A 21518-nucleotide genomic window follows, 5' to 3' on the forward strand; every position below is an offset into this window, starting at 1 on the left:
GGCAACGAAGCCGCTCAACGAAGCCGCTCGCCGGATGCACAAAGGCCCGCTAATCAGCGGGCCTTTTTCTTTATCGACGCGGAAAAATCAGCGGAAGAACAGTTGCGTGATCTTCGTGAGCGGGTAGTGCACGCTCGGCTGAATGCGCGCGGGCAAATCGAGCGGCTTGAGCAGCATCTTCACACACATATCCGCGGACAGATTGTGGCGCACCAGTTTGTTCACGCGCGCGGTGAGTTCGCGGTTGTAGGCCGAATCCTTCACGCGGTCGGGATAGCGGATCGCGAACACGTGACGCAGCGCGATCTCCGAGTCCTCGTTCTTGATCTCCATCACGCGACGCATCAGCGCACCGAGCACGGCCAGGCGCCCGTGCCCCTCGACCTGGTTGTACTTCTTGAAGTATTTGAAAAAGTGCTTGTAGTGACGCACTTCGTCGGTGCGGATGTTGTCGGTGATTTCCTTGAGCACCGGCTCGTCCGAACATTCGCCGATCGCCCGATAGAGCGTGGCCGTGCCCGTCTCCACCACGCAGCGCGCGACCATTTCCAGCGCACGCGTCTTCTCGAATTCTTCGAACGAGCAGGTCTTCGAATACTCCTCGAAGAACTGGTTGAAGGCGGTGTCCCAGTCGAATTCCGGCCACACGTAGTTGATGTAGGTCTTCAGCGCGCGGCCGTGCTGAAGCTCCTCGTGTTCCCACTCGTTGTTGAGCCAGTCGGAAACCTCCGGGTCACCGTTGAAGAACACGCTCAGGTTGCTCGTGTACAGATCCGAGCCGCTTTCGATGAACGAGGCCGCGCACAGCAGCAGCAGCAGGTCTTCGTTCGCTGCGGCACGCTGCCGGTCGATCCGCGTGAGGTCGATGTCTTCGATGCGCCAAGGCATCACGTGACCTGGCTCAATATCATTGCGCATTCTGTCGTGCTCCCAAAGCGGTATCGGCCCATGCTGCACCGGTCCTCGCTACCCGGTCTTGCGCCCAGTCCGCGTAGCGAAAGGTACCAGCCCTTTTTGCTTCATCTTAGCTGCTGTTTCGCAAAGCTGCAGTCCGATAGGACAGACCGATCCCAATCCCCGCAGTTCCAGGAAGTATCGACTTGTAAGCCTCGCGTGGGCGGATAGCCGAACTTATGCACATTCCGGCTGACAGCGGATTCGGACCTGGTTTTCCAGTGCGTCGGGGGCCACGCCTCACGCCGCGCCCGATGGCTGCGGGCATGCATCGGTTTGCAGTCCCGTGCAATTGGCGCGCCTGAAAGCTGACCTCAAGCTGATGAGCGCGCCAAAACGCATAACCGAGGAATCCTTCCACGCTGGTCGCTTGACGTTACTTGGGCAAGCCGCGCACCCGCGCACGCGACGGCTTCGACGAGATGGCGCATTGCATCGACGGGCACGGCACCCCATGGCGCGAGCCACTGCGCATTCTTGCGTCGCGGTACGAACTTCAAGTGAAATCAAGGATCTGCGCGCGCGCCTCGACCGCCGCAGCACGCGTCCATTGTCAAACGGAATATTTTTGGGGTGTGGTTTGTACAACGCAGCGGGTTTGCCTACACTGCAGTTCCCCGGCGCCGATCCAGGCCGGATGCCGTTTGGTTGATTCGTCGATCGCCTCCCTGGCCGATGACGCACGACAGCAAACGATCCGCCCATCCGGCACGCGCATCGCGCCGTTGCAGGCTTTCACGCACGCCCACCGCATGACTGTCAGCTCGCCGCCCCGCCCGGCTGCGCGCGTTGACCTCTGATGCGGCAACACGGAGAGAAAGATGCTGAGTCCGCATGAATTCGCCACCCTGCTGCTAGTGAAGGACGCGCCCAACCAGATCGACATGGAACGCGAAGAACTGGACGCCCTCCTCGAACGCCAACTCGTCCAACTGGAACGCCTCGCCTCCGGCCTTCAGCAATGGCGACTGACCGAAATCGGCGATTCTGCGTTGCGCGCGATCAAACGATGTTCCTGAACCGGGCGAGCGCGACGCGCTTGTCTGCCCGCAAACGATCGGCTTAGGCATGACCCCATTCTCTCGACCTGTGCGGCCGCCGGGATAGTCCGCCAGAACGCTGTGTCGAGCCCATCCCCGATGCAGGCGCACGGCAGTAGACGTTTGCGCCTGCAGTGCATGGTCACGCGGACCCGCGCGCTTCATGCCCGCGTGACCATTTTTTTACCGCTGTCGCTGTTAGTCCTGGCCGCTCGATCAACCGCCGCGCAACGTCGGGTCCGCCGACGCGCGCCACGTCAGCGCCTGCGCGCGCTGCGCGTTTAGATACGCGACCCACGCGTTACGCGCATCCGTACCGGCACCGCTGGCGTTCGCTGAATAATGCTGCGCGAGTCCCGCCTGGAAGCCGCAGAACTGATCCTGCGGCAGCTTGCCATGGCGGTTCGCGACATAGGCGTCATAGACCGCCGAATAAACGGCCTGCGTGTCCGCGCCATAATCGGGCTGCGGCGCGCCGCACATCTGCTGCAGATCGGCGAAGGCCGGCGCACGCCATCCGCCCACCAGCCCCGACGTATTCGCGCACCCGGCCAGGCCTGCGGCCGCGCACCCGACAAGCACCGCCGCGCCGATCATCGCAAGTCCACGCATCGCATTCCCCACTGTCGAATTGATCGCTCATTGTCGCATCGCGCGGCGCCCGCGGCACCCTGGCCGTTCGGCCAGCGCGAGCAGCGCCCTCGCCAGCCGACGCCGCACGCGCAAAAGCACGTATCATTAGGCCTTCAAATGTCCCGCCTTGCCGGCCCACGCGGGCTTGCCGCCTTATTCAGGCCGTGAGCTTCCCCGCTTTTTTCGTTTTGCGCATGATCGACCATCTCATCTGCGACTGCGACGGCGTGCTCGTCGACAGCGAAGTCATTGCCGACCACGTCATCTTCGATACCCTCAGCCGCACGTTTCCCGGCGTCGATTTCCGCGCCGCCGTGGCCGCAGCGTTCGGCCAGCAGACCTCGCGCTTTCTCGCCGACGTCGCCACGCGTTTCGATCTCACGATGCCCGAGAATTTTCTCGACACCATCGATCACAACTGCGAAGTCGCGATCGCCGAATCGGTCAGCCCGATCAATGGCGTGCGCGACGCGCTGCGCCAGGTCAAGCTGCCCGCCGCCGTGGTCTCGAACAGCCGCCTCACGCGCGTGCACGCCTCGGTGCGGCGCGCCGGACTCGATACGATCTTCGGCGAGCGCATCTTCAGCGCCGAGCAGGTCGCGCGGCCCAAGCCTTATCCGGATGTCTATCTGCACGCGGCGCAGACGCTCGGCGTCGAGCCGTCGCGCTGCCTCGTGGTGGAGGACAGCATCTCGGGGCTGAACGCCGCGCGCGCGGCCGGGATGAAAACGATCGCCTTCGTGGGCGCGAGCCATATCCCGTCGGGCTATGCCGACGTGCTGCGCGAGATGGGCATCACGCGCATCATGGAGCACATGGACGAATTGCCCGCGCTCGTGGAAGCGGGCGTACGCGGTGAGTTCGGCGACGTGCAGTCGTAACGCCAACCGCCAGATGGACAAAACGGCGGGACAAAACGGCGCGTGGGCCACCAGGGCCACACGCGCCGTTTTCGTTTTTACGGGCGCATCACAGCGCCCGTGAGCCTGCGCCTCAAACCAGCTCGGCGTTACGCTCGCGCGCGAGCGCCAGCGACTCGCGGAACTCGACCAGTTCGGCGATCGTGAGCATCGGCAGGTTGTGCAGCTTCGCGAAGTCGTCGACCTCTTTGCCGCGCGCCATCGTGCCGTCCGGATTCATCAGCTCGCACAGCACGCCGGCCGGCGCGAGACCCGCCAGCGCGGCCAGATCGACCGTGCCTTCGGTGTGGCCACGGCGCGCCAGCACGCCGCCTGGCTGCGCGCGCAGCGGGAACACGTGGCCGGGGCGCACGATGTCTTCGGGCTTCGCATCGGCGGCGATGGCCGCGCGGATCGTCGTCACGCGGTCGGCGGCCGACACGCCCGTGCTCACGCCGTCGCGCGCCTCGATCGAGACCGTGAAGGCGGTGCGGTTGCGGCTTTCGTTATGCGAAACCATCGGCGGCAGTTCGAGCGCTTCCACTTTCTCGTCGGAAAGGCACAGGCAGACGATGCCGCTGCATTCGCGGATGAAAAGCGCCATTGTCTCGTTGGTCAGGCGCTCGGCGGCGCACACGAGATCGGCTTCGTCTTCGCGGTCGTGGTCGTCCTGCAGCACGACCGGGCGGCCTTCGCGCATGGCTTGCAGCGCGGCGGCAATGCGCGGTGGCACCGCTTCGGTGTCGAGCAGGGGGAGATCGGCGATGGCGTCGAGCGGCGCATCGGCGGATACAGCATTGCGGGTAAAGGACATGTGAAACGCTCCTCGCAAGAGTTGGGCGAAAAACGTTTCAGGGCATTGCAAACAGACAGGAATCCCCGTCGCACGTCGTCCGGCACACGCAACGCATCTCGAAAATCGGCGGATAAGACCAATCGGCAATGACACGCGCGCAGGCCGAAAAGCCGCGGCGGATGGGCAAACATGACCATCTGCACATCTTCTTCCATCCGGACTATGACCGTCGGCTCTGGCTTCGCACCAGATCTGCTGACCCCACGCAAGTCATACACATTCGCGCGGGCGCTCGCGGGCTTGCTGGCTGTTGCCTTACGGCGCAGCCGGCTTACCGCCGGTGGGGAATTTCACCCCGCCCTGAAGACGCACTGATTACCGGTTTACTACCTGATTTAACCGGCGGGCAAAGGATACAACAGGCCGCGCTTTCGTGCAGCGCGGTAAAAAACCAGTAGACAAAGGGCGCGCGACGGGTCTTGTGCAGTGCACCACGCCGCTTCGCGATTCGCTCACGCCGGCTGCTGCGCGGCCAGCGCTTCGCTGCTGCCCGTGCCGACATTCGCGCCCAGGCCTTGCGGCACGTCCCAGCGCGGCGGCGTTTCGGCGTTGAGCGTCACGCGGAACACGCGCGCCTCGGTGTCGCCGGGGTTGCGCAGGCTGTGCGGCTGATCGGCGTCGAAGACGATGGCATCACCGGTCGCGAGCAACTGGCGGCGGTCGTGCACGCTCACCTCCAGCGTGCCTTCGCTCACCACGAGATTGACGGTCGTGCCCGGCGCGCGGCGCGTACCCGGTTCCGTGTGCAGCGGCGCGATGCGCAGTTCGTGGAATTCCGCGATGGCCGGGCCGTCCTCGGGATACAGCGCACGCGCCGAATAGCGGCCATCGGCGCTCACGCGGCGCGCGGCGCGATCGGCGGGCAGATGCTCGAAGCCGCTCACGGCATGGCGGCGCAGAAACGCCGACACCGAAACCTTGAGCGCCGCCGCCACCTTGCACAGCACCTTGATCGACGGCACGCTGCGCGCCGACTCCACCTGCGCGAGCATGGCGCGCGAGACGCCCGAAGCGCGGGCCAGTGCGTCGAGCGACAGTTGCCGCTCGGCGCGCAGTCGCGCGAGATTCACGCCAACCAGATATTCGAGGGCGTCGAACGGACCTTCGCCGCGCGCCGCAGCGTGCGCATGGCCGCCCGACGTATCGACGCCCGACACATCGGCGGAAAGCGCCGAAGCCTGCGCGGCGAAATCGTCCGTATCGACATCAACCCGATCATGTTGCGAATCCGTCGTCCGATGCGTAGTACTGCGATGTACGGCCGGACGATCGGCCTGCGCGTCCCTCACGAGCGCGAGCGGTGAATGCATGGCTGCCTCCCAGGCGCGCCGTAAATGGCGCTAGAACTTGAATGGAGGCAAGACTAGCATCGGGTCCCGCCGCGCCCAACGAAGTTATCTTCACACTGATATCAGCATTGCAGAGCGCGATTTCGGGAATGCTTTCGCGTCCTGACGATATGGGCGCAGCGGTTCAGCAGGCGTCCTGCTGCACCGCGACTTTGACAGCGCCCGCCGCGCCCGAAAGCGTGTTGCGCGAGTCGAGCCGCGCCGCGATCCACGTCAACAAGAGCGCCGCGATCGCGACCACCGCCGCCACCCAGGGCAGCGCATCGAGCGCCACGCCGCGCGCGATCGCCAGGCCGCCCAGCCATGCGCCCAGCGCATTGCCCACATTGAAGGCGCCGATGTTGAGCGTCGAGGCGAGATTCGGCGCGGCGGCGGCCTTCGCGACCACGCGCATCTGCAGCGGCGGCACGGTCGCGAACGCGGCGATACCCCACACGAACAGCGTGATCGCGGCGGCCACGCTCGAATGGCTGGTCTTCGTGAAGATCGCCATGACCACGGCGAGCGCGACGAGAATGCCCATCAGCGACGGCATCAGCGCGCGGTCCGCCAGCTTGCCGCCGAGCGTGTTGCCAAGCGTGAGGCCCACGCCGAACAGCACGAGCATGAGCGTGACGCCACGCGGCGAGAAACCGCTCACCTGTTCGAGGATCGGCGCGATGTAGGTGAACACGACGAAGACGCCGCCAAAACCCAGCACCGTCATGCCGAGCGCCATCCACACCTGCGGATCGCGCAGTACGCGCACTTCGTGGCCAAGGCTGACGGGGCCGCTGTCGTGTTTATTCGGCACGAGCGCCGTCACGCCGATCAGCGAAATCACGCCGAGACCGCTCACGATCCAGAACGCCACGCGCCAGCCGAACTGCTGGCCGATGGCCGTGCCGAACGGCACGCCCAGCACGGTTGCGAGCGTGAGGCCGGTGAACATCAGCGCGATGGCGCTCGCGCGCTTTTCCTGCGGCACGAGCGAGGCCGCGACCACGGCGCCGATGCCGAAGAACGAACCGTGCGCGAACGACGCCACGACGCGCGCGACCATCAGCAGCGAGTAGTTGCCGGCGACGGCGCACATCACGTTGCCGACGATGAACACGCCCATCAGCAGTTGCAGCGCGAGCTTGCGCGGCATGCGGCTGGTGAGTACGGCGAGCAGCGGCGCGCCCACGGCCACGCCGAGCGCGTAGCCGGTCACGAGCAGGCCGGCGGCAGGAATCGTCACGCCCAGATCGCGCGCGACGTCGGGCAACAGGCCCATGATGAGGAACTCGGTGGTACCGATGGCAAAGGCGCTGATCGCCAGCGCGAGCAAGGGGATAGGCATCGAAATCTCCGATTGAAGCCTGGATATTGGATAAACGGTCAGTACGGATCAACTCGCCGCCGTCACGAACTCGACGACGACGCCCGGCGCCAGCGCCACGAAGAGCTGGCGCTCGCCGCTCAAGGGCACGTCCGCGAGCTGGTACGGTAGATCGTGCGCCGCGAGCCGCGCGAGCAGCGCCTGCCATTCGTCGCCGGGCGCGACGCGCAACGCCACATGATCGAAACGCGGCGCGACGCGAGCGGGCCGCGCGCCGGGCATCGTCGACTCGACCAGATGGACGATGGGGCGAGCATCGGCTCCGTTCGCTCCGGTCGCTCCGGTCGCTCCGGTCGCTCCGTTCGAATAAAGCCAGTAGCCGCCCACCGAAAACGGCGGGCGCGGGCCGTTCTCCAGACCGGCGACATCGCAGAAAAAGCGGCGCGCGCCTTCCAGATCGGGCGTGACGAGGGTGACGTGATCGAGTTGCATGACGTGTCCTTGGCCGCAGGCAGCGGGAAAACCCTGAAACACGCGCATTGTCCGCGCTACACGCGATTTTGATAATTGGCGTAGCATTTGAAGCATTTTCAATCGTTATCGAATAATCGCGTATGGACAATCTCGGCGACGTGCGCCTTTTCGTGGAGGCGGCGCGGCTCGGCAGCCTGTCGGCGGCGGGCCGCAAGCTCGGCCTCACGCCCGCTGCGGCCAGCGCCCGCCTCGCGCGGCTCGAAGCCGAACTGCATGCGCGCCTGTTCGAGCGCACCACTCGCCAGTTGCGGCTCACCGACGAAGGGCGCAGCTATCTCACCTGTAGCGAGCACGCGCTGCGCTCGCTCGACGACGCCAAGGCCGCGCTTCAGGAGGGCCAGAACGCCGTGCGCGGCAAGGTGCGGATTTCGGCGACGTCCGACTTCGGCCGCAATCTGCTGATGACGTGGCTCGACGAGTTCCGCGCGCGCTATCCCGAAGTGCGTTTCGCGCTCACGCTCACCGATTCGATCTCGAATCTCGTGCAGGAAGACATCGATCTGGCGATCCGCTTCGGCACGCCGACCGACGGCTCGCTGATCGCGCGGCGGCTCGCGCCCAACCCGCGCGTGCTGTGCGCGGCGCCCAAATACATCGCGCAGCGCGGCGAGCCGCGCGAGCCTGCCGATCTGGCCCGTTTCGACTGCATCGTGATCGGCTCGCCCGCGGGGTCGGTCAATGAATGGCGTTTCACGCGCGATAACGAATCGCAAACCTACGTCGTGCCGCTGGAGGATGCGCTGGAAAGCTCCGACGGCGAAGCCGTGCGTCAGTGGACGCTGTGCGGTTACGGGTTGTCGGTGAAATCGATCTGGGACGTGGCCGACGACCTGCGCGCCGGGCGTCTGCAGATCGTCATGCCGCAGTGGCGCTACGCGGACGCGCCCGTGCACGCGCTCTACCACCGCAACCGCTATCTGGCGCCGCGCGTGCGCGCCCTGCTGGACTTCCTGACCGAGCGCTTCGCGCAGACTTCGGACGAATTGAACGCGCTCGTGCCCTGCGACGCGGACGCCGCGCAGCGCGTGGCAACCCCCGCCGCAAGCCCGGCGCGGCGTCGCAAGGCCGTGGGCGCATAAGGCTATAATGTCGGATTACGCTGAACGACGGTTCGCGCCGCAAACACAGTGGCACTAAAAAGCCCATGCTCAGGCAAAAGCACCAGTAAAAGCCGCTAGCGAACCGCCCCACCGTGCGCCTCCGGCCCTCGCGGCCCGGCCACCCGTTTCAGCCCTCATTTTTCACCGTAGTCCCGACGTGCATTGAGTGCATCAACCGGACGACGCCCCCAGGTGAACCACTGCGAACGGCGAAACCCGATGACCAAAAAAGTTTATGTAAAGACCTACGGCTGCCAGATGAACGAGTACGACTCCGACAAGATGGTGGACGTACTCGGCGCGGCTGAAGGCCTCGTCAAAACCGACACGCCCGAAGATGCGGACGTGATCCTGTTCAACACCTGCTCGGTGCGCGAAAAGGCGCAGGAAAAGGTGTTCTCCGAACTCGGCCGCGTGCGCGAGTTGAAAGAAGCGAACCCGAATCTGCTGATCGGCGTGGGCGGCTGCGTGGCGAGCCAGGAAGGCGCCGCCATCGTGCAGCGCGCGCCTTACGTCGATCTGGTGTTCGGCCCGCAGACGCTGCACCGCCTGCCGCAGATGATCGACGCGCGCCGCGCCTCGGGCCGCGCGCAGGTCGACATCACCTTCCCCGAAATCGAAAAATTCGACCATCTGCCGCCCGCGCGCGTGGAAGGCCCGAGCGCATTCGTCTCGATCATGGAAGGCTGCTCGAAGTACTGCAGCTACTGCGTCGTGCCCTACACGCGCGGCGAAGAAGTCTCGCGACCGCTCGACGACGTGCTGACCGAAGTCGCGGGTCTGGCCGACCAGGGCGTGCGTGAAGTCACGCTGCTCGGCCAGAACGTCAACGCGTATCTGGGCGCGCTCACGCAAGGCGCTGAAGATGTCGCCGACTTCGCCACGCTGATCGAATACGTCGCGGAAATCCCCGGCATCGAGCGCATCCGCTACACCACCTCGCATCCGAAGGAATTCACGCAGCGCCTGATCGACACCTACGCCAAGGTGCCCAAGCTCGTGAGCCATCTGCACCTGCCGGTGCAGCACGGTTCGGACCGCGTGCTGATGGCGATGAAGCGCGGCTACACCGTGCTCGAATACAAGTCGGTGATCCGCAAGCTGCGCGCGATCCGCCCTGACCTGTCGCTGTCGACGGACATCATCGTCGGCTTCCCGGGCGAGACGGAAGAGGACTTCGAAAAGACCATGAAGCTCGTCGAAGAGATGAGCTACGACACGAGCTTTTCGTTCATCTACAGCCCGCGCCCGGGCACGCCCGCCGCGAATCTGGAAGACGACACGCCGCGCGAAGTGAAGCTCAAGCGTCTGCAGCATCTGCAGGCCACGATCGAGGAAAACGTGCAGCGCATCAGCCAGTCGATGGTCGGCCGGGTCGAGCGCATTCTGGTCGAAGGCCCGTCGCGCAAGGACCCGAGCGAACTGTCGGGCCGCACCGAGAACAACCGCGTCGTCAATTTCCCGGCGCCGCTCGCTTCGCACGCACGCCTGATCGGCCAGATGATCGACGTGAAGATCAACCACGCGTACCCGCACTCGCTGCGCGGCGAGCTGGTGCTCGCGCACGAGGGCAATGCGGCGGTTTCGCACTAAATCTCGCATTAAGCGTTAAATCACGCACCGGGCGCCTGCGCGCCCCCCACGGAACACGGGAGTTCAGAGACACCTTGAAGCCGAATCAGCAGCATCTGGAATTCACCGCGCCGCACGACGACAACGCGCGGCTCGCCAACCTCTGCGGCCCGCTCGACGAGAACCTGCGGCAGATCGAGCAAGCCCTCGACGTCACGCTCGCGCGTCGCGGGCATCGCATCACGATCCGCGGCCGGGGCGCGAAGCTCGCGCTCGCCGCGCTCGAAAACTTCTACAACAAGGCGCGCGATCCGCTGTCCGTGGACGACATCCAGCTCGCGCTGGTCGAAGCGCGCCATCCGGCGGCGATGGGCTTGCGCAGTAATGGCAACGGCGGCAACGGCGGCAACGGCAACAACGCCGACGAAGCGATCGATCCGCGTTTTCGCGGCGATCCCGACCATCCGTTCGACGAGCCGGCAGGCCTCGACATCGACATCGAGGAACAAGGCCCGAAGCTCTACACGCGTCGCGCCGACCTGCGCGGGCGCACGCCGGCGCAGCGCGAATACCTCAAGCAGATCATTTCGCATGACGTGACCTTCGGCATCGGGCCGGCGGGCACGGGCAAAACCTATCTCGCGGTGGCCTGCGCCGTCGATGCGCTCGAACGCGATCAGGTCAAGCGCATCGTGCTCACGCGTCCGGCTGTGGAAGCGGGCGAGCGTCTGGGCTTCCTGCCCGGCGATCTGTCGCAGAAGGTCGATCCGTATCTGCGGCCGCTGTACGACGCGCTTTACGATCTGCTCGGTTTCGACAAGACGGCGAAGATGTTCGAGCGCCAGATGATCGAAATCGCGCCGCTCGCCTACATGCGCGGGCGCACGCTCAATCACGCGTTCATCATTCTCGACGAGGCGCAGAACACCACGCCCGAACAGATGAAGATGTTCCTCACGCGGATCGGCTTCGGCTCGAAGGCGGTCGTGACCGGCGACACCACGCAGATCGACTTGCCGCGCGGCCACAAGAGCGGCCTGATCGAGGCGCAGCATGTGCTCAAGGACGTGCGCGGCATCGCCGTCACGCACTTCACGAGTGCCGACGTGGTGCGTCATCCGCTCGTCGCGCGTATCGTCGAAGCCTACGATGCGGCGCATCTGAAGAAGGACGAGACCAAGGTCGACGGGCGCTAACCCGCCCGATCGACAGAACACCATGGCACGCGCACCGAAACTCAAACTGAACGTGCAGTTCCCCGCCGCGAAGGCGTTCCCCGAGCACAAGGCCGCGCTGCCCCGCGCAACCGTGGCCGCGTGGATCAAGGCGGCGCTTTTCGCCGACGCGGAACTGACCGTGCGCTTCGTCGACGCCGAGGAAGGCCGCACGCTCAACCGCACCTATCGCGGCAAGGACTACGCAACCAACGTCCTCACCTTCGCCTACGCGGAGAGCGAGGACGATCCCGTGACCGGCGACCTGATCCTCTGCTGCCCGGTGGTGGCGAAGGAAGCCGCCGACCAGGGCAAGCCGCTGTCGTCGCACTATGCGCATCTGCTCGTGCACGGCGCCCTGCACGCGCAGGGCTACGATCACGAGGACGACGCCGAAGCGCAAGAGATGGAAGGCATCGAAACCGAAGTCCTCGCCTCGCTGGGCTTTCCCGACCCGTACAAGTAAGGGCACGATCGCACGATCCCTCCCGCTCTCCTGCCCAGCCCGATATGAACGACAAGCTGAACGACAAGCGCGCGAACGTTTCTGGTGAAGTGACCTGCTCCGCCGTGAATGAGCAGGTGGAGAGCGCGGCGCCCTGCCCGGGCTATCCGCCATTTCTTGGCGAATCGCGACTGCTCAGCGAAGACGAACTGCGCGCCTCGCTCGACTGCACGCTCCAGCAATGGGACGGCAAGAGCGACATCTGGCTGTTCGGCTATGGCTCGCTGATCTGGAACCCGGGTTTGCCGACCGTCGAAAACGTGCGCTCGCGCGTGCACGGCTACCATCGCGGGCTGTATCTGTGGTCGCGCGTGAATCGCGGCACGCCCGAGCAACCGGGTCTCGTGCTCGCGCTCGATCGCGGCGGTTCGTGTGCGGGCGTGGCGTTTCGCCTCGCAGCCGCTGGCGTGATGCCCCATATGGAAGCGCTGTGGCGCCGCGAAATGCCGATGGGTTCGTACCGGCCCGCGTGGCTGCCCTGCGTGCTCGCGGACGGGCGGCGCGTGTCGGCGCTCGCCTTCGTCATGCGCCGCGACGTGGCCACCTATACCGGCAAGCTCGGCGAAGACACCGTGCGTACCGTGTTCGGCTGTGCAAGCGGGCGTTATGGGACGACGCTCGACTACGTGCGCCGCACCGTGGAAGCGCTGCGCGAAAGCGGTATGCCGGACCGCGCGCTGGAGCGGTTGCTGGCGCGCTGCGCACAAAAGTAAAAAACCGCGGCGGCGCCGCGGCAAAAACCATCACGCGAAGGTTCTAATCGAACCGCGTCCTTCAGTCGGTGCCGTATTTGGGCGAATGCGGCCCGTACAGCAAACCATTGGGCTGTCCGGCGGAAAGCAGCTTGCGGCTCGTCAGCCCCGCCACTTTCTGGCTTTCGTCGCTCAATGAATGCGCGACCTGCTTCACCGCTGCCTGGACGAGCGCGACGATCAAGCCCCCTCCGACGCCTGCATTGCCGAGTTCCTTGCCGCTCGCGCTCGCCATGCCTTGCCAGAGCACATCGCCATTGCCCAGATTCACGAGCTTCGCGGACGCGCTTACGTAAGTGTTGGCATCGAATACCTGATAAACCGAGCCGTACTGCGTCACCTTCGTGTAAAGCGCAGCGTCCGCACCGAAGATCTGATGCAGCTTCGCGGGCGAGACATTCTGAATGTCCGCGGGCGTCGTGAGGCCGTTCTGGCGGAACGTCTCCGCCACCTCGGCGACCGGCAGCACGTAATAGCCGGATTCCGCCAGTGGCATCGTCATCTGCGAAAGCATGCCGTTCGTCGCGTTGACGTCGGCGGTCTCGTTCAGCGGCGGCAGGACCACGATGGTGCGCGGTTTGGCGGCACGCAGCGCGGAATAATCGACGGCCTGCTTCGGTGCGCCCGCGCAGGCGGCAAGCGCCGCGGCCATCGCCAGCACGAGCAGCGATTTGAGGTGTGAAAGATTCAACATGGGCGATCTTATTTCGTGAGGTTCTTCAACAGAAAGTCCATGTAGGCGGACGATTCAGGAAACGCTTCTTTCTCGGCCAGCAACTCCTGCTGGGCCTGCTGGCCCTTGCCCACACTCGCGTAGAGCGCCCCCAGATGAGCATGGAAGCCGGGCGGCGGACGCTCGCCCTTGCCGCGGATCTGCTGCAGGCTCTTTTCGAGCGCGTCTATCTGGGTCTGCGGGCTCGACTTGCCCTGGAGGTAGTCGTACACCTGCGGCTGGTAGCCGGCCCAGCCGTACAGCGGCGGCGCGGATTTCGTGGCGCAGCCGCTCGTCAGTGCGCCGGCGGCGGCCGCGACGCAGGCGAGCGCCAGCGCACGCGCGCGATTCGATCGATATTTCATTGTTGAGGTCTCCCTGTGCGTTTATCCCGTTGGCCGTGCTCAGCGGGTAATGCCGAGCGCGCCGCCATCGACACGCTCGGACAAGCGGTTGACCGCTTCCTGGATCGCCATGTCGAGCACCTTGCCGTTGAGCGTCGAGTCGTATCCCTGGGTGCCGCCGAAGCCGATCACCTCGCGGCTCGACAAGCTGTATTCGCCCGCGCCCTGAGCGGACAGCACGACTTCGGACGTCACCGTGTCCACCACGTTGAGGCTGACCTTGGCGTAAGCGACCTGGCTCTTGCCACGACCGAGAATGCCGAAGAGTTGCTGGTCGCCGACTTCCTTGCGACCGAATTCGGTGACATCGCCGGTGAGGACGTAGCGCGCACCCTTGAGGGTCTGGGTCTGCTTCGCGAAGCCTGCTTCCTGACGGATCTCCTCGAGGTTGTCGCGATCGAGCACGTTAAAACGCCCGCTCTGCTGGAGCGCCGTGATGAGAATGGTCTTCGCCTGCCCACCGAGGCGATCGATGCCGTCGGTGAAAATGCCGCGCATATAGCTGGAGCGGTTGTCGAATTTGCCGACCGCCACGGCCACCGGTTTGCCCGCGTAAGGCGTGGCGGCAACGGCCACCGGCGCAACCGGCAAGGTCCGCGACGCTTCCGTCGCGCAGCCGCCCAGCACGACAAGCAGCGCCGGCACGCACCAGGCGGCGCGGCGCAATGATGAATTGAACATCTGGCTCTCCTGAGTCTTCACTGGGCGGCCATTAAAGCCTCATCGCGGAAAGCAAAAAGTCAGAAAGCTACAGGGAGCCTGATGATCGTCAAGAAACCCCTCAAAAAGGGTGGGAACTGTGTCGCCGCCGCGGCATTGCGCGCTGTCGCGCTGCGGCCGTTTTTTTCCACCGGGCGAGCGCGCTGCATCTGCGATAGGATGGGCTGCGTGACATGCCGTACACGGGCGCGCCACACGCATGATGTATCCTTTCCCTTCCGCAACAGCGCGCCCGGCCACGAAGAGGCCAAGGGCGCACCACCATGAACGACTCCTATCCCAGTCGACGACACACCGACAAACCGCAGGAAAAGCGCTCTCTTCTCGAGCGGCTGACCGACTTCATCTCGCCCGAGCCCGACTCGCGCAGCGAGCTTCTCGAAATCCTCCAGGACGCGCACGCGCGCAATCTGATCGACGCCGATTCGCTGTCGATGATCGAAGGCGTGTTCCAGGTGTCCGAACTCTGCGCCCGCGACATGATGGTGCCGCGCGCCCAGATGGACGCGATCAACATCGCCGAGAACCCCGACGATTTCATCCCCTTCGTGCTGGAAAAGGCGCACTCGCGCTATCCGGTCTATGAGGGCAACCGCGACAACGTGATTGGCGTGCTGCTCGCGAAAGACCTGCTGCGCTACTACGCCGAAGAGGAATTCGACGTGCGCGGCATGCTGCGCCCCGCCGTCTTCATCCCCGAGTCGAAGCGCCTGAACGTGCTGCTGCACGACTTCCGCCAGAACCGCAATCACATCGCCATCGTGGTGGACGAGTACGGCGGCGTGGCCGGCCTCATCACGATCGAGGACGTGCTGGAGCAGATCGTCGGCGATATCGAGGACGAGTACGACTTCGACGAGGAAAGCGGCAACATCATCGCCTCGCCCGATGGGCGCTTCCGCGTGCGCGCGCTCACCGGGATCGAGCAGTTCAACGAGTCGTTCGGCACCCATTATTCGGACGAGGAAGTCGATACGATCGGCGGTTTCGTGACCAATCACTTCGGGCACGTGCCGCATCGCGGCGAGAAGGTGCGCCTCGACGATCTGATCTTCGAGGTGTTGCGCGCCGATGCGCGCCAGGTGCACATGCTGCTGGTGCGCCGCGACCCGATGGCCGGCCAGCGCGAAGCCGCGCTCGCGCCGCCGGGCACCTGAGTTCGCGCCTTGCGCTGAATGGACGCCGGCCTTCGCGCCGGCGTTTTCATTGGCGAAGCGATCGGTCCCCGAACGGTTTACGCTGCCGCCGTCCGACGCCGCCAATTCCTGACGCGCGAAAATGCTATCGTTGCGCTCGCTGCGTGCATGGCGCGCCAGCGACCGCCTTCGAATTGAAACACCCCGCGCCCCGAGCGCGCCCGCAGCGCCACCGCAAATCCATGGCCGAACCAATCGATTCCCGCACGCGCGACGGCGCGCGCGCCGCCCAGCCCACAGCGCCTGACGCTTCTATCGCTTCCCGCGCGTTGCCCGCGTGGCACTATCTCGCCGCGCTCGCGCTAGGCGCGCTGAACACGCTCTCATTCGCGCCAACGCCGCATGGCGGCTGGCTCGAAATAGCGATCTTCGCGGGCCTTTATTTCTGGCTCACCCGCACAACAGGCTGGAAAAGCGCGCTCTTCACAGGCTGGGCGTTCGGCTTCGGCAACTTCGTCACCGGCGTGTGGTGGCTGTATGTGAGCATGCACGTCTACGGCGGTATGCCCGCCCCGCTCGCAGGCGCGGCACTCGGGCTGTTTTCGCTGTATCTGGGCGTCTATCCGGCGCTCGCCGCGCTGTTGTGGTCGTTCTGCGCGGGACATGCGCGCCAGAACCGCGCGAGCGCTCAGGATGCGCTGCCGTACTCGCCCACCTGGCACGGCGCCTTTGCGTTCGCCAGCGCCTGGGCGCTCGGCGAGTGGGCGCGCGGCTATATCTTCACCGGCTTCCCGTGGCTCTCCAGCGGCTACGCGCAGGTTGACGGGCCGTTCGCCGGGTTCGCGCCGATCGTCGGCGTGTATGGCGTGGGCTGGGTGCTGGCGCTGGTCGCGGCCCTGCTGGTGCAGGCGCTCGTCGGTCTGCGCCGCGCGCGCGGCGGCGCGCTCACGGCGGCGGCCATCGCGGCGGGCGTCATCGTCGCGGGGCTTTTGCTGCCGCGCGTGAACTGGACGCATCCCGAAAACGCAACGCTCGACGTGCGTCTGCTGCAAGGCAACGTCAAGCAGGACATGAAGTTCTCCGAATCCGGCACGCAGGACGCGCTCAACGAGTTCCAGAAACTCATCACCGCAAAACCCGCCGATCTCGTCGTCACGCCCGAAACCGCCGTGCCGGTGCTGGTGCAGGAGATCCCGGAGAAGTTCGGCCGCGACATTCGCGCCTTTGCCGACGGCACGCACACGTCGATCCTGTTTGGCGCCGTGGGCGGCACGATCACGCCCGATGGCCGCGTGGTCGATTACACGAATAGCCTCTTCGGCGTGACGCCGGGCCAGAACGGCCTGTACCGCTACGACAAGCACCATCTGGTGCCGTTTGGCGAATTCGTGCCGTGGGGCTTTCGCTGGTTCGTGAACCTGATGAACATCCCGCTGGGCGACTTCGCGCGCGGCGCGCCGGTGCAGCCACCCTTCCTCGTGCACAACCAGCCCGTGGCCGTCGATATCTGCTACGAGGACATCTTCGGCGAGGAAATCGCGCGCACCGTGCGCGAGAATCCGGTTTCGCCGGGCATCCTGGTGAATTCGACCAATCTGGCGTGGTTTGGCGACACCATCGCGCTCGACCAGCATTTGCAGATAGCGCGCATGCGTTCGCTCGAAACCGGCCGGCCGATGCTGCGCGCGACCAATACGGGCGCGACTGCCGCCATCGACGCGCACGGCAACGTGATCGCGCATCTGCCCGCGTTCACGGTGGGTTCGATCGACGTGCGCATCGCGGGCACGCAAGGCTTCACGCCCTACGTGACGAGCGGCAACAACACGGTGATCGCCGTTTCGCTGCTGATGCTGGCGTTCGGTTTCGCGTTCGGGCCGGCGCGCATCGGGCGCAGGAAAGCCTGATCTCGTCGGCCAACGCGGAGACCGAACCGGGGATCAAACCGGCGCGCAAACCCCGCGCCGGTCTCAAGGCCGCGCCAATCCGGTAAAATTCCACGTTTTAGCACCAGGCCGCCACGCACCGGTCGCCGCGCGGGCCGCGCCCGCCGCCGCAACCCGCGTCTTCCGCCCTACAAGACACCGCAGACACTGCAGGCACACATGCTCACGTTTCAGCAAATCATCCTGACGCTCCAGTCCTACTGGGACAAGCAGGGCTGCGCGCTGCTCCAGCCGATCGACATGGAAGTCGGCGCCGGCACCTCGCACGTCCACACTTTCCTGCGCGCGATCGGCCCCGAGCCGTGGCGAGCCGCCTATGTGCAGCCGTCGCGCCGCCCCAAGGACGGCCGCTACGGCGAGAACCCCAACCGCTTGCAGCACTACTACCAGTACCAGGTGGTGCTCAAGCCCGCGCCGGAAAACATCCTCGACCTGTACCTCGGCTCGCTCGAAGCGCTCGGCTTCGATCTGAAGCAGAACGACGTGCGCTTCGTGGAAGACGACTGGGAAAACCCCACGCTCGGCGCCTGGGGTCTGGGCTGGGAAGTGTGGCTCAACGGCATGGAAGTCACGCAGTTCACCTACTTCCAGCAAGTGGGCGGCCTCGACTGCAAGCCGGTGCTCGGCGAAATCACCTACGGTCTCGAACGTCTCGCGATGTACCTGCAGAAGGTCGAGAACGTCTACGACCTCGTCTGGACCGAGTGGGAAGAGCAAGGCCCGAACGGCCCGGAAATCCGCCGCCTCACCTATGGCGACGTGTACCACCAGAACGAAGTCGAGCAATCGACCTACAACTTCGAGCACGCCAACGTCGACCTCCTGTTCACGTTCTTCAACGCGTACGAGAGCGAAGCGAAGCGCATGATGGAGCAGCAGCTCGCGCTGCCCGCCTATGAACTCGTGCTCAAGGCCGGTCACACCTTCAACCTGCTCGACGCGCGCGGCGCGATTTCCGTGACGGAGCGCGCGGCGTACATCGGCCGCATTCGCGCGCTCTCGCGCAGCGTGGCGCAGTCGTACTACGAATCGCGCGAAAAGCTCGGCTTCCCGATGCTCGGCAATCCCGTGCACGGCGTACCGGGCCTGACCACCGACGAACAGGACGCCGCGATGCCCGCGTGGGCGCCGCCGCTGAAGGTCGAACGCAAGTTCGGCGAGGAATGACCGGATCTCCGACAACAATGACCCAAGCTCATCAAGCCACTCTCCTCGTCGAACTGCTGACCGAGGAACTGCCGCCGAAGGCCCTCGCGCGCCTCGGCGACGCTTTCGCCGAAGGCATCGCGCAGCGCCTTGCCGCGCGCGACCTCATCGAAGGCGATCTGTCGTTCGAACGCTTCGCCACGCCCCGCCGCCTGGCCGTCACGATCAAGAACGTGCGCAGCGTCGCGCCCGAAAAGCAGGTGCGCGAAAAAGTGCTGCCCGTGTCGGTCGCGCTCGACGCCAACGGCCAGCCCACGGCGCCGCTCGCGAAGAAACTCGCGGCGCTCGGCTTTCCCGACTTCCCGGTGGGCGACCTCGAACGCGCGAGCGACGGCAAGAACGAAGCGTTCTTCCTGCGCTACGCGGCGCCGGGCGCGACGCTCGCCGACGGCCTGCAGGCCGTGCTCGACGAAGCGCTCGCCAAGCTGCCGATTCCGAAGGTCATGAAGTATCAGCGCCCCGACGGCAGCGACGTGCAGTTCGTGCGCCCGGTGCATCGCCTGACGGCGTTGCATGGCCATGAAGTCGTGCCCGTGAGCGCATTCGGCGTCGATGCCGGCGACACCACGCGCGGCCACCGCTTCCTGTCCGAAGGCCTGATCGCCATCACGCACGCCGACGACTACGCGCACACGCTCCAGCACAAGGGCCGCGTGATCGCGAGCTACGCCGCGCGCCGCGACGCGATCCGGGCGCAACTCGACGAGCAGGCCGGCAGCGACCGTGTCGTGATGCCCGAAGCGCTGCTCGACGAGGTGAATTCGCTGGTCGAATGGCCGGTCGTCTATGAATGCAAGTTCGAGGACGAATTCCTGCAAGTGCCGCAGGAATGCCTGATCCTCACGATGCAGACGAACCAGAAGTACTTCGCGCTCACCGACGACGAAGGCCGTCTGCGCTCGCGCTTCCTGATCGTCTCGAACATCGAAACCGACACGCCGGTTGAAATCGTCGAAGGCAACGAGCGCGTCGTGCGCCCGCGTCTGGCCGACGCCAAGTTCTTCTTCGAGCAGGACAAGAAGAAGACGCTGGCCGAGCGCGTGCCGCTGCTCGCCAACGTGGTCTATCACAACAAGCTCGGCTCGGCGCTGCAGCGCGTGGAACGCCTCGAAGCGATCGCGGGCGCCATCGCCGGCATGTGCAACGCCGATGTCGCGCTTGCGCAGCGCGGCGCGCGCCTGGCCAAGGCGGATCTCTTGACCGACATGGTCGGCGAGTTCCCCGAGCTGCAAGGCACGATGGGCACCTACTACGCGCGCCACGACGGCGAAGCGGAAGAAGTGGCCATCGCCTGCTCCGAGCACTACCAGCCGCGCTTCTCCGGCGACGAATTGCCGGGCACGCCCACGGGCACCATCGTCGCGCTCGCGGACAAGCTGGAAACGCTGGTCGGCATCTGGGGCATTGGTCTCGCGCCCACCGGCGAGAAAGACCCGTTCGCGCTGCGCCGCCACTCGCTGGGCGTGCTGCGTATCCTCGTCGAAAAGCAGTTGCCGCTCGACCTGGTTGAGCTGCTGCGCACCACCTACGCGCAATTCGCGGGCATCGACGCTGTAGTGGAATCGACGCAAGCCATCTACGAATTCTGCATGGACCGGCTGCGCGGCCAGTTGCGCGAGCGCGGCTATGCGGCGCAGGAAGTGGACGCCGTGCTGGCGCTGAACCCCACGCGCTTCGACGACGTGATCGCGCGTCTGGACGCCGTGCGCGAATTCGCGGCGCTCAACGAAGCAGCGGCACTCGCGGCGGCCAACAAGCGCATCTCGAACATCCTCAAGAAGTCCGAGGGCGCGGAAGACGGCGGCGTGCAGATCGCCCTGCTGACGGAAAGCGCCGAAAAAGCGCTCTACGCCCAGCTCGAACAGGTCGCGCCGCGCGTGGAATCGCAACTGGCCGCGCGCGAGTACACGGGCGCGCTCACGGCGCTCGCGGCGCTGCGCGAAACCGTCGACACGTTCTTCAACGACGTGATGGTCAATGCCGAAGACCCGGCGCTGCGGGCCAACCGCCTCGCGCTGCTCAAGGCACTGCATCGCCAGATGAACAGCGTGGCCGACATCTCGCGGCTTGCGGCGTAATGGCCGTCGTGACACGACAAACCTGACACGACATCATGCCGACCAGCTCCAACCGCAAGCTCGTGATCCTCGACCGCGACGGCGTGATCAACGCCGATTCCGACGCGTTCATCAAGTCGCCGGACGAATGGGTCGCGCTGCCGGGCAGCCTCGAAGCGATCGCCCGCCTGAACCAGGCGGGTTATCGCGTCGCCGTCGCGACGAACCAGTCCGGCATCGGCCGGGGGCTGTTCGACACGTCGGCGCTCAACGAAATGCACGCGAAGATGCACCGCCAGGCCGCGGCCGTGGGCGCACGCATCGACGCCGTGTTCTTCTGCCCGCATACCTCGCAGGATCACTGCGACTGCCGCAAGCCCAGGCCCGGCATGTTGAAGATGATCGCCGACCGGTTCGAGATCGATCCGGCGGACACGCCCGTGGTGGGCGATTCGCTACGCGACCTCGAAGCGGGTGCCGCGCTCGGCTGCCGAACGCACCTCGTGCTGACCGGCAAGGGGCAGAAAACGCTTGCGGCGGGCGGCCTGCCTGAAGGCACGCAGATCCACGACGACCTGCGCGCCTTCGCGCTGGACTTCCTCTCCAACGAGACGGCCTGACACCAC

The 21518-nt window shown here is 65.5% G+C and carries 21 protein-coding genes and 1 riboswitch; of the genes, 12 read left to right on the forward strand and 9 right to left on the reverse strand.

What is annotated here, in order from left to right; translation table 11 throughout:
- Positions 1-87: 87 nt before the first annotated feature.
- Entirely contained in the window at positions 88-918 is an 831-nt protein-coding gene (locus B0G62_RS22305; RefSeq protein WP_103706383.1) for a ferritin-like domain-containing protein, read from the reverse strand.
- An 857-nt stretch (positions 919-1775) separates the two neighbouring features.
- Between B0G62_RS22305 and B0G62_RS22315 the strand changes: the two genes are divergently transcribed.
- Positions 1776-1973 (forward strand): hypothetical protein, encoded by a 198-nt coding sequence (locus B0G62_RS22315; protein ID WP_027817889.1) that lies wholly within the window; start codon positions 1776-1778, stop codon positions 1971-1973.
- A 237-nt stretch (positions 1974-2210) separates the two neighbouring features.
- Here the strand turns inward: B0G62_RS22315 and B0G62_RS22320 are convergent, their stop codons facing one another.
- Positions 2211-2606, reverse strand: coding sequence for a hypothetical protein (locus B0G62_RS22320; protein WP_103706385.1), 396 nt, complete (start codon positions 2604-2606; stop codon positions 2211-2213).
- A gap of 215 nt (positions 2607-2821) precedes the next feature.
- Between B0G62_RS22320 and B0G62_RS22325 the strand changes: the two genes are divergently transcribed.
- Positions 2822-3508: an HAD family hydrolase gene (locus tag B0G62_RS22325; RefSeq protein ID WP_103706415.1), complete on the forward strand. Its 687-nt coding sequence runs from the start codon at positions 2822-2824 to the stop codon at positions 3506-3508.
- 112 nt (positions 3509-3620) lie between these two features.
- On the opposite strand, the gene ribB is transcribed toward B0G62_RS22325, so the two are convergent.
- The 4 genes from ribB to B0G62_RS22345 all read right to left on the reverse strand — a co-directional run bounded on the left by ribB (position 3621) and on the right by B0G62_RS22345 (position 7526).
- Positions 3621-4340 carry a 3,4-dihydroxy-2-butanone-4-phosphate synthase gene (ribB, locus tag B0G62_RS22330; protein ID WP_103706386.1) on the reverse strand — a complete coding sequence of 240 codons (720 nt, stop codon included), beginning with the start codon at positions 4338-4340 and terminating at the stop codon, positions 3621-3623.
- A gap of 181 nt (positions 4341-4521) precedes the next feature.
- Positions 4522-4694, reverse strand: a riboswitch (FMN riboswitch).
- A 140-nt stretch (positions 4695-4834) separates the two neighbouring features.
- Positions 4835-5692 (reverse strand): helix-turn-helix domain-containing protein, encoded by an 858-nt coding sequence (locus tag B0G62_RS22335; protein WP_407671168.1) that lies wholly within the window; start codon positions 5690-5692, stop codon positions 4835-4837.
- Between the two features lie 163 nt (positions 5693-5855).
- Entirely contained in the window at positions 5856-7055 is a 1200-nt protein-coding gene (locus tag B0G62_RS22340; protein ID WP_103706387.1) for an MFS transporter, read from the reverse strand.
- Positions 7056-7103: 48 nt separating this feature from the next.
- Positions 7104-7526, reverse strand: a complete 423-nt coding sequence (locus B0G62_RS22345) for a VOC family protein (RefSeq protein WP_103706417.1) — start codon at positions 7524-7526, stop codon at positions 7104-7106.
- A gap of 122 nt (positions 7527-7648) precedes the next feature.
- Here B0G62_RS22345 and B0G62_RS22350 point away from each other — a divergent pair, with 122 nt between their 5' ends.
- From B0G62_RS22350 to B0G62_RS22370, 5 genes are all read left to right on the forward strand, one after another.
- Complete coding sequence (locus B0G62_RS22350) at positions 7649-8647, forward strand: LysR family transcriptional regulator (RefSeq protein ID WP_103706388.1); 999 nt, start codon at positions 7649-7651, stop codon at positions 8645-8647.
- A gap of 240 nt (positions 8648-8887) precedes the next feature.
- Complete coding sequence (gene miaB / locus B0G62_RS22355; RefSeq protein ID WP_103706389.1) at positions 8888-10261, forward strand: tRNA (N6-isopentenyl adenosine(37)-C2)-methylthiotransferase MiaB; 1374 nt, start codon at positions 8888-8890, stop codon at positions 10259-10261.
- 74 nt (positions 10262-10335) lie between these two features.
- Entirely contained in the window at positions 10336-11436 is a 1101-nt protein-coding gene (locus tag B0G62_RS22360) for a PhoH family protein (protein WP_103706390.1), read from the forward strand.
- Between the two features lie 22 nt (positions 11437-11458).
- Positions 11459-11920, forward strand: coding sequence for an rRNA maturation RNase YbeY (gene ybeY / locus B0G62_RS22365; protein WP_103706391.1), 462 nt, complete (start codon positions 11459-11461; stop codon positions 11918-11920).
- Between the two features lie 44 nt (positions 11921-11964).
- On the forward strand, positions 11965-12672 hold the full coding sequence (locus B0G62_RS22370) for a gamma-glutamylcyclotransferase (protein ID WP_103706392.1): 708 nt from the start codon (positions 11965-11967) through the stop codon (positions 12670-12672).
- 61 nt (positions 12673-12733) lie between these two features.
- Here B0G62_RS22370 and B0G62_RS22375 read toward each other — a convergent pair whose 3' ends face one another.
- Genes B0G62_RS22375 through B0G62_RS22385 form a run of 3 tightly spaced genes read right to left on the reverse strand, consistent with a single transcriptional unit; the run spans position 12734 to position 14508 of the window.
- Positions 12734-13405, reverse strand: coding sequence for a DUF799 domain-containing protein (locus B0G62_RS22375; RefSeq protein WP_103706393.1), 672 nt, complete (start codon positions 13403-13405; stop codon positions 12734-12736).
- 8 nt (positions 13406-13413) lie between these two features.
- Positions 13414-13788: a DUF4810 domain-containing protein gene (locus B0G62_RS22380; RefSeq protein WP_103706394.1), complete on the reverse strand. Its 375-nt coding sequence runs from the start codon at positions 13786-13788 to the stop codon at positions 13414-13416.
- A gap of 39 nt (positions 13789-13827) precedes the next feature.
- Positions 13828-14508 carry a CsgG/HfaB family protein gene (locus B0G62_RS22385; protein ID WP_167401323.1) on the reverse strand — a complete coding sequence of 227 codons (681 nt, stop codon included), beginning with the start codon at positions 14506-14508 and terminating at the stop codon, positions 13828-13830.
- A gap of 302 nt (positions 14509-14810) precedes the next feature.
- On the opposite strand from B0G62_RS22385, the gene B0G62_RS22390 reads away from it, so the two are divergent.
- The 5 genes from B0G62_RS22390 to gmhB all read left to right on the forward strand — a co-directional run bounded on the left by B0G62_RS22390 (position 14811) and on the right by gmhB (position 21512).
- Positions 14811-15704, forward strand: a complete 894-nt coding sequence (locus B0G62_RS22390; protein WP_103706395.1) for an HlyC/CorC family transporter — start codon at positions 14811-14813, stop codon at positions 15702-15704.
- Positions 15705-15925: 221 nt separating this feature from the next.
- Entirely contained in the window at positions 15926-17590 is a 1665-nt protein-coding gene (gene lnt, locus B0G62_RS22395) for an apolipoprotein N-acyltransferase (RefSeq protein WP_103706396.1), read from the forward strand.
- 198 nt (positions 17591-17788) lie between these two features.
- On the forward strand, positions 17789-18796 hold the full coding sequence (gene glyQ, locus B0G62_RS22400) for a glycine--tRNA ligase subunit alpha (RefSeq protein ID WP_103706397.1): 1008 nt from the start codon (positions 17789-17791) through the stop codon (positions 18794-18796).
- A gap of 17 nt (positions 18797-18813) precedes the next feature.
- On the forward strand, positions 18814-20913 hold the full coding sequence (gene glyS, locus B0G62_RS22405; protein ID WP_103706398.1) for a glycine--tRNA ligase subunit beta: 2100 nt from the start codon (positions 18814-18816) through the stop codon (positions 20911-20913).
- A gap of 35 nt (positions 20914-20948) precedes the next feature.
- Positions 20949-21512 (forward strand): D-glycero-beta-D-manno-heptose 1,7-bisphosphate 7-phosphatase, encoded by a 564-nt coding sequence (gene gmhB, locus B0G62_RS22410; RefSeq protein WP_103706399.1) that lies wholly within the window; start codon positions 20949-20951, stop codon positions 21510-21512.
- Positions 21513-21518: the final 6 nt, after the last annotated feature.

It is taken from the genome of Paraburkholderia eburnea (assembly GCF_002917095.1).
In the GTDB taxonomy this organism is placed as follows: Bacteria; Pseudomonadota; Gammaproteobacteria; order Burkholderiales; family Burkholderiaceae; genus Paraburkholderia; species Paraburkholderia eburnea.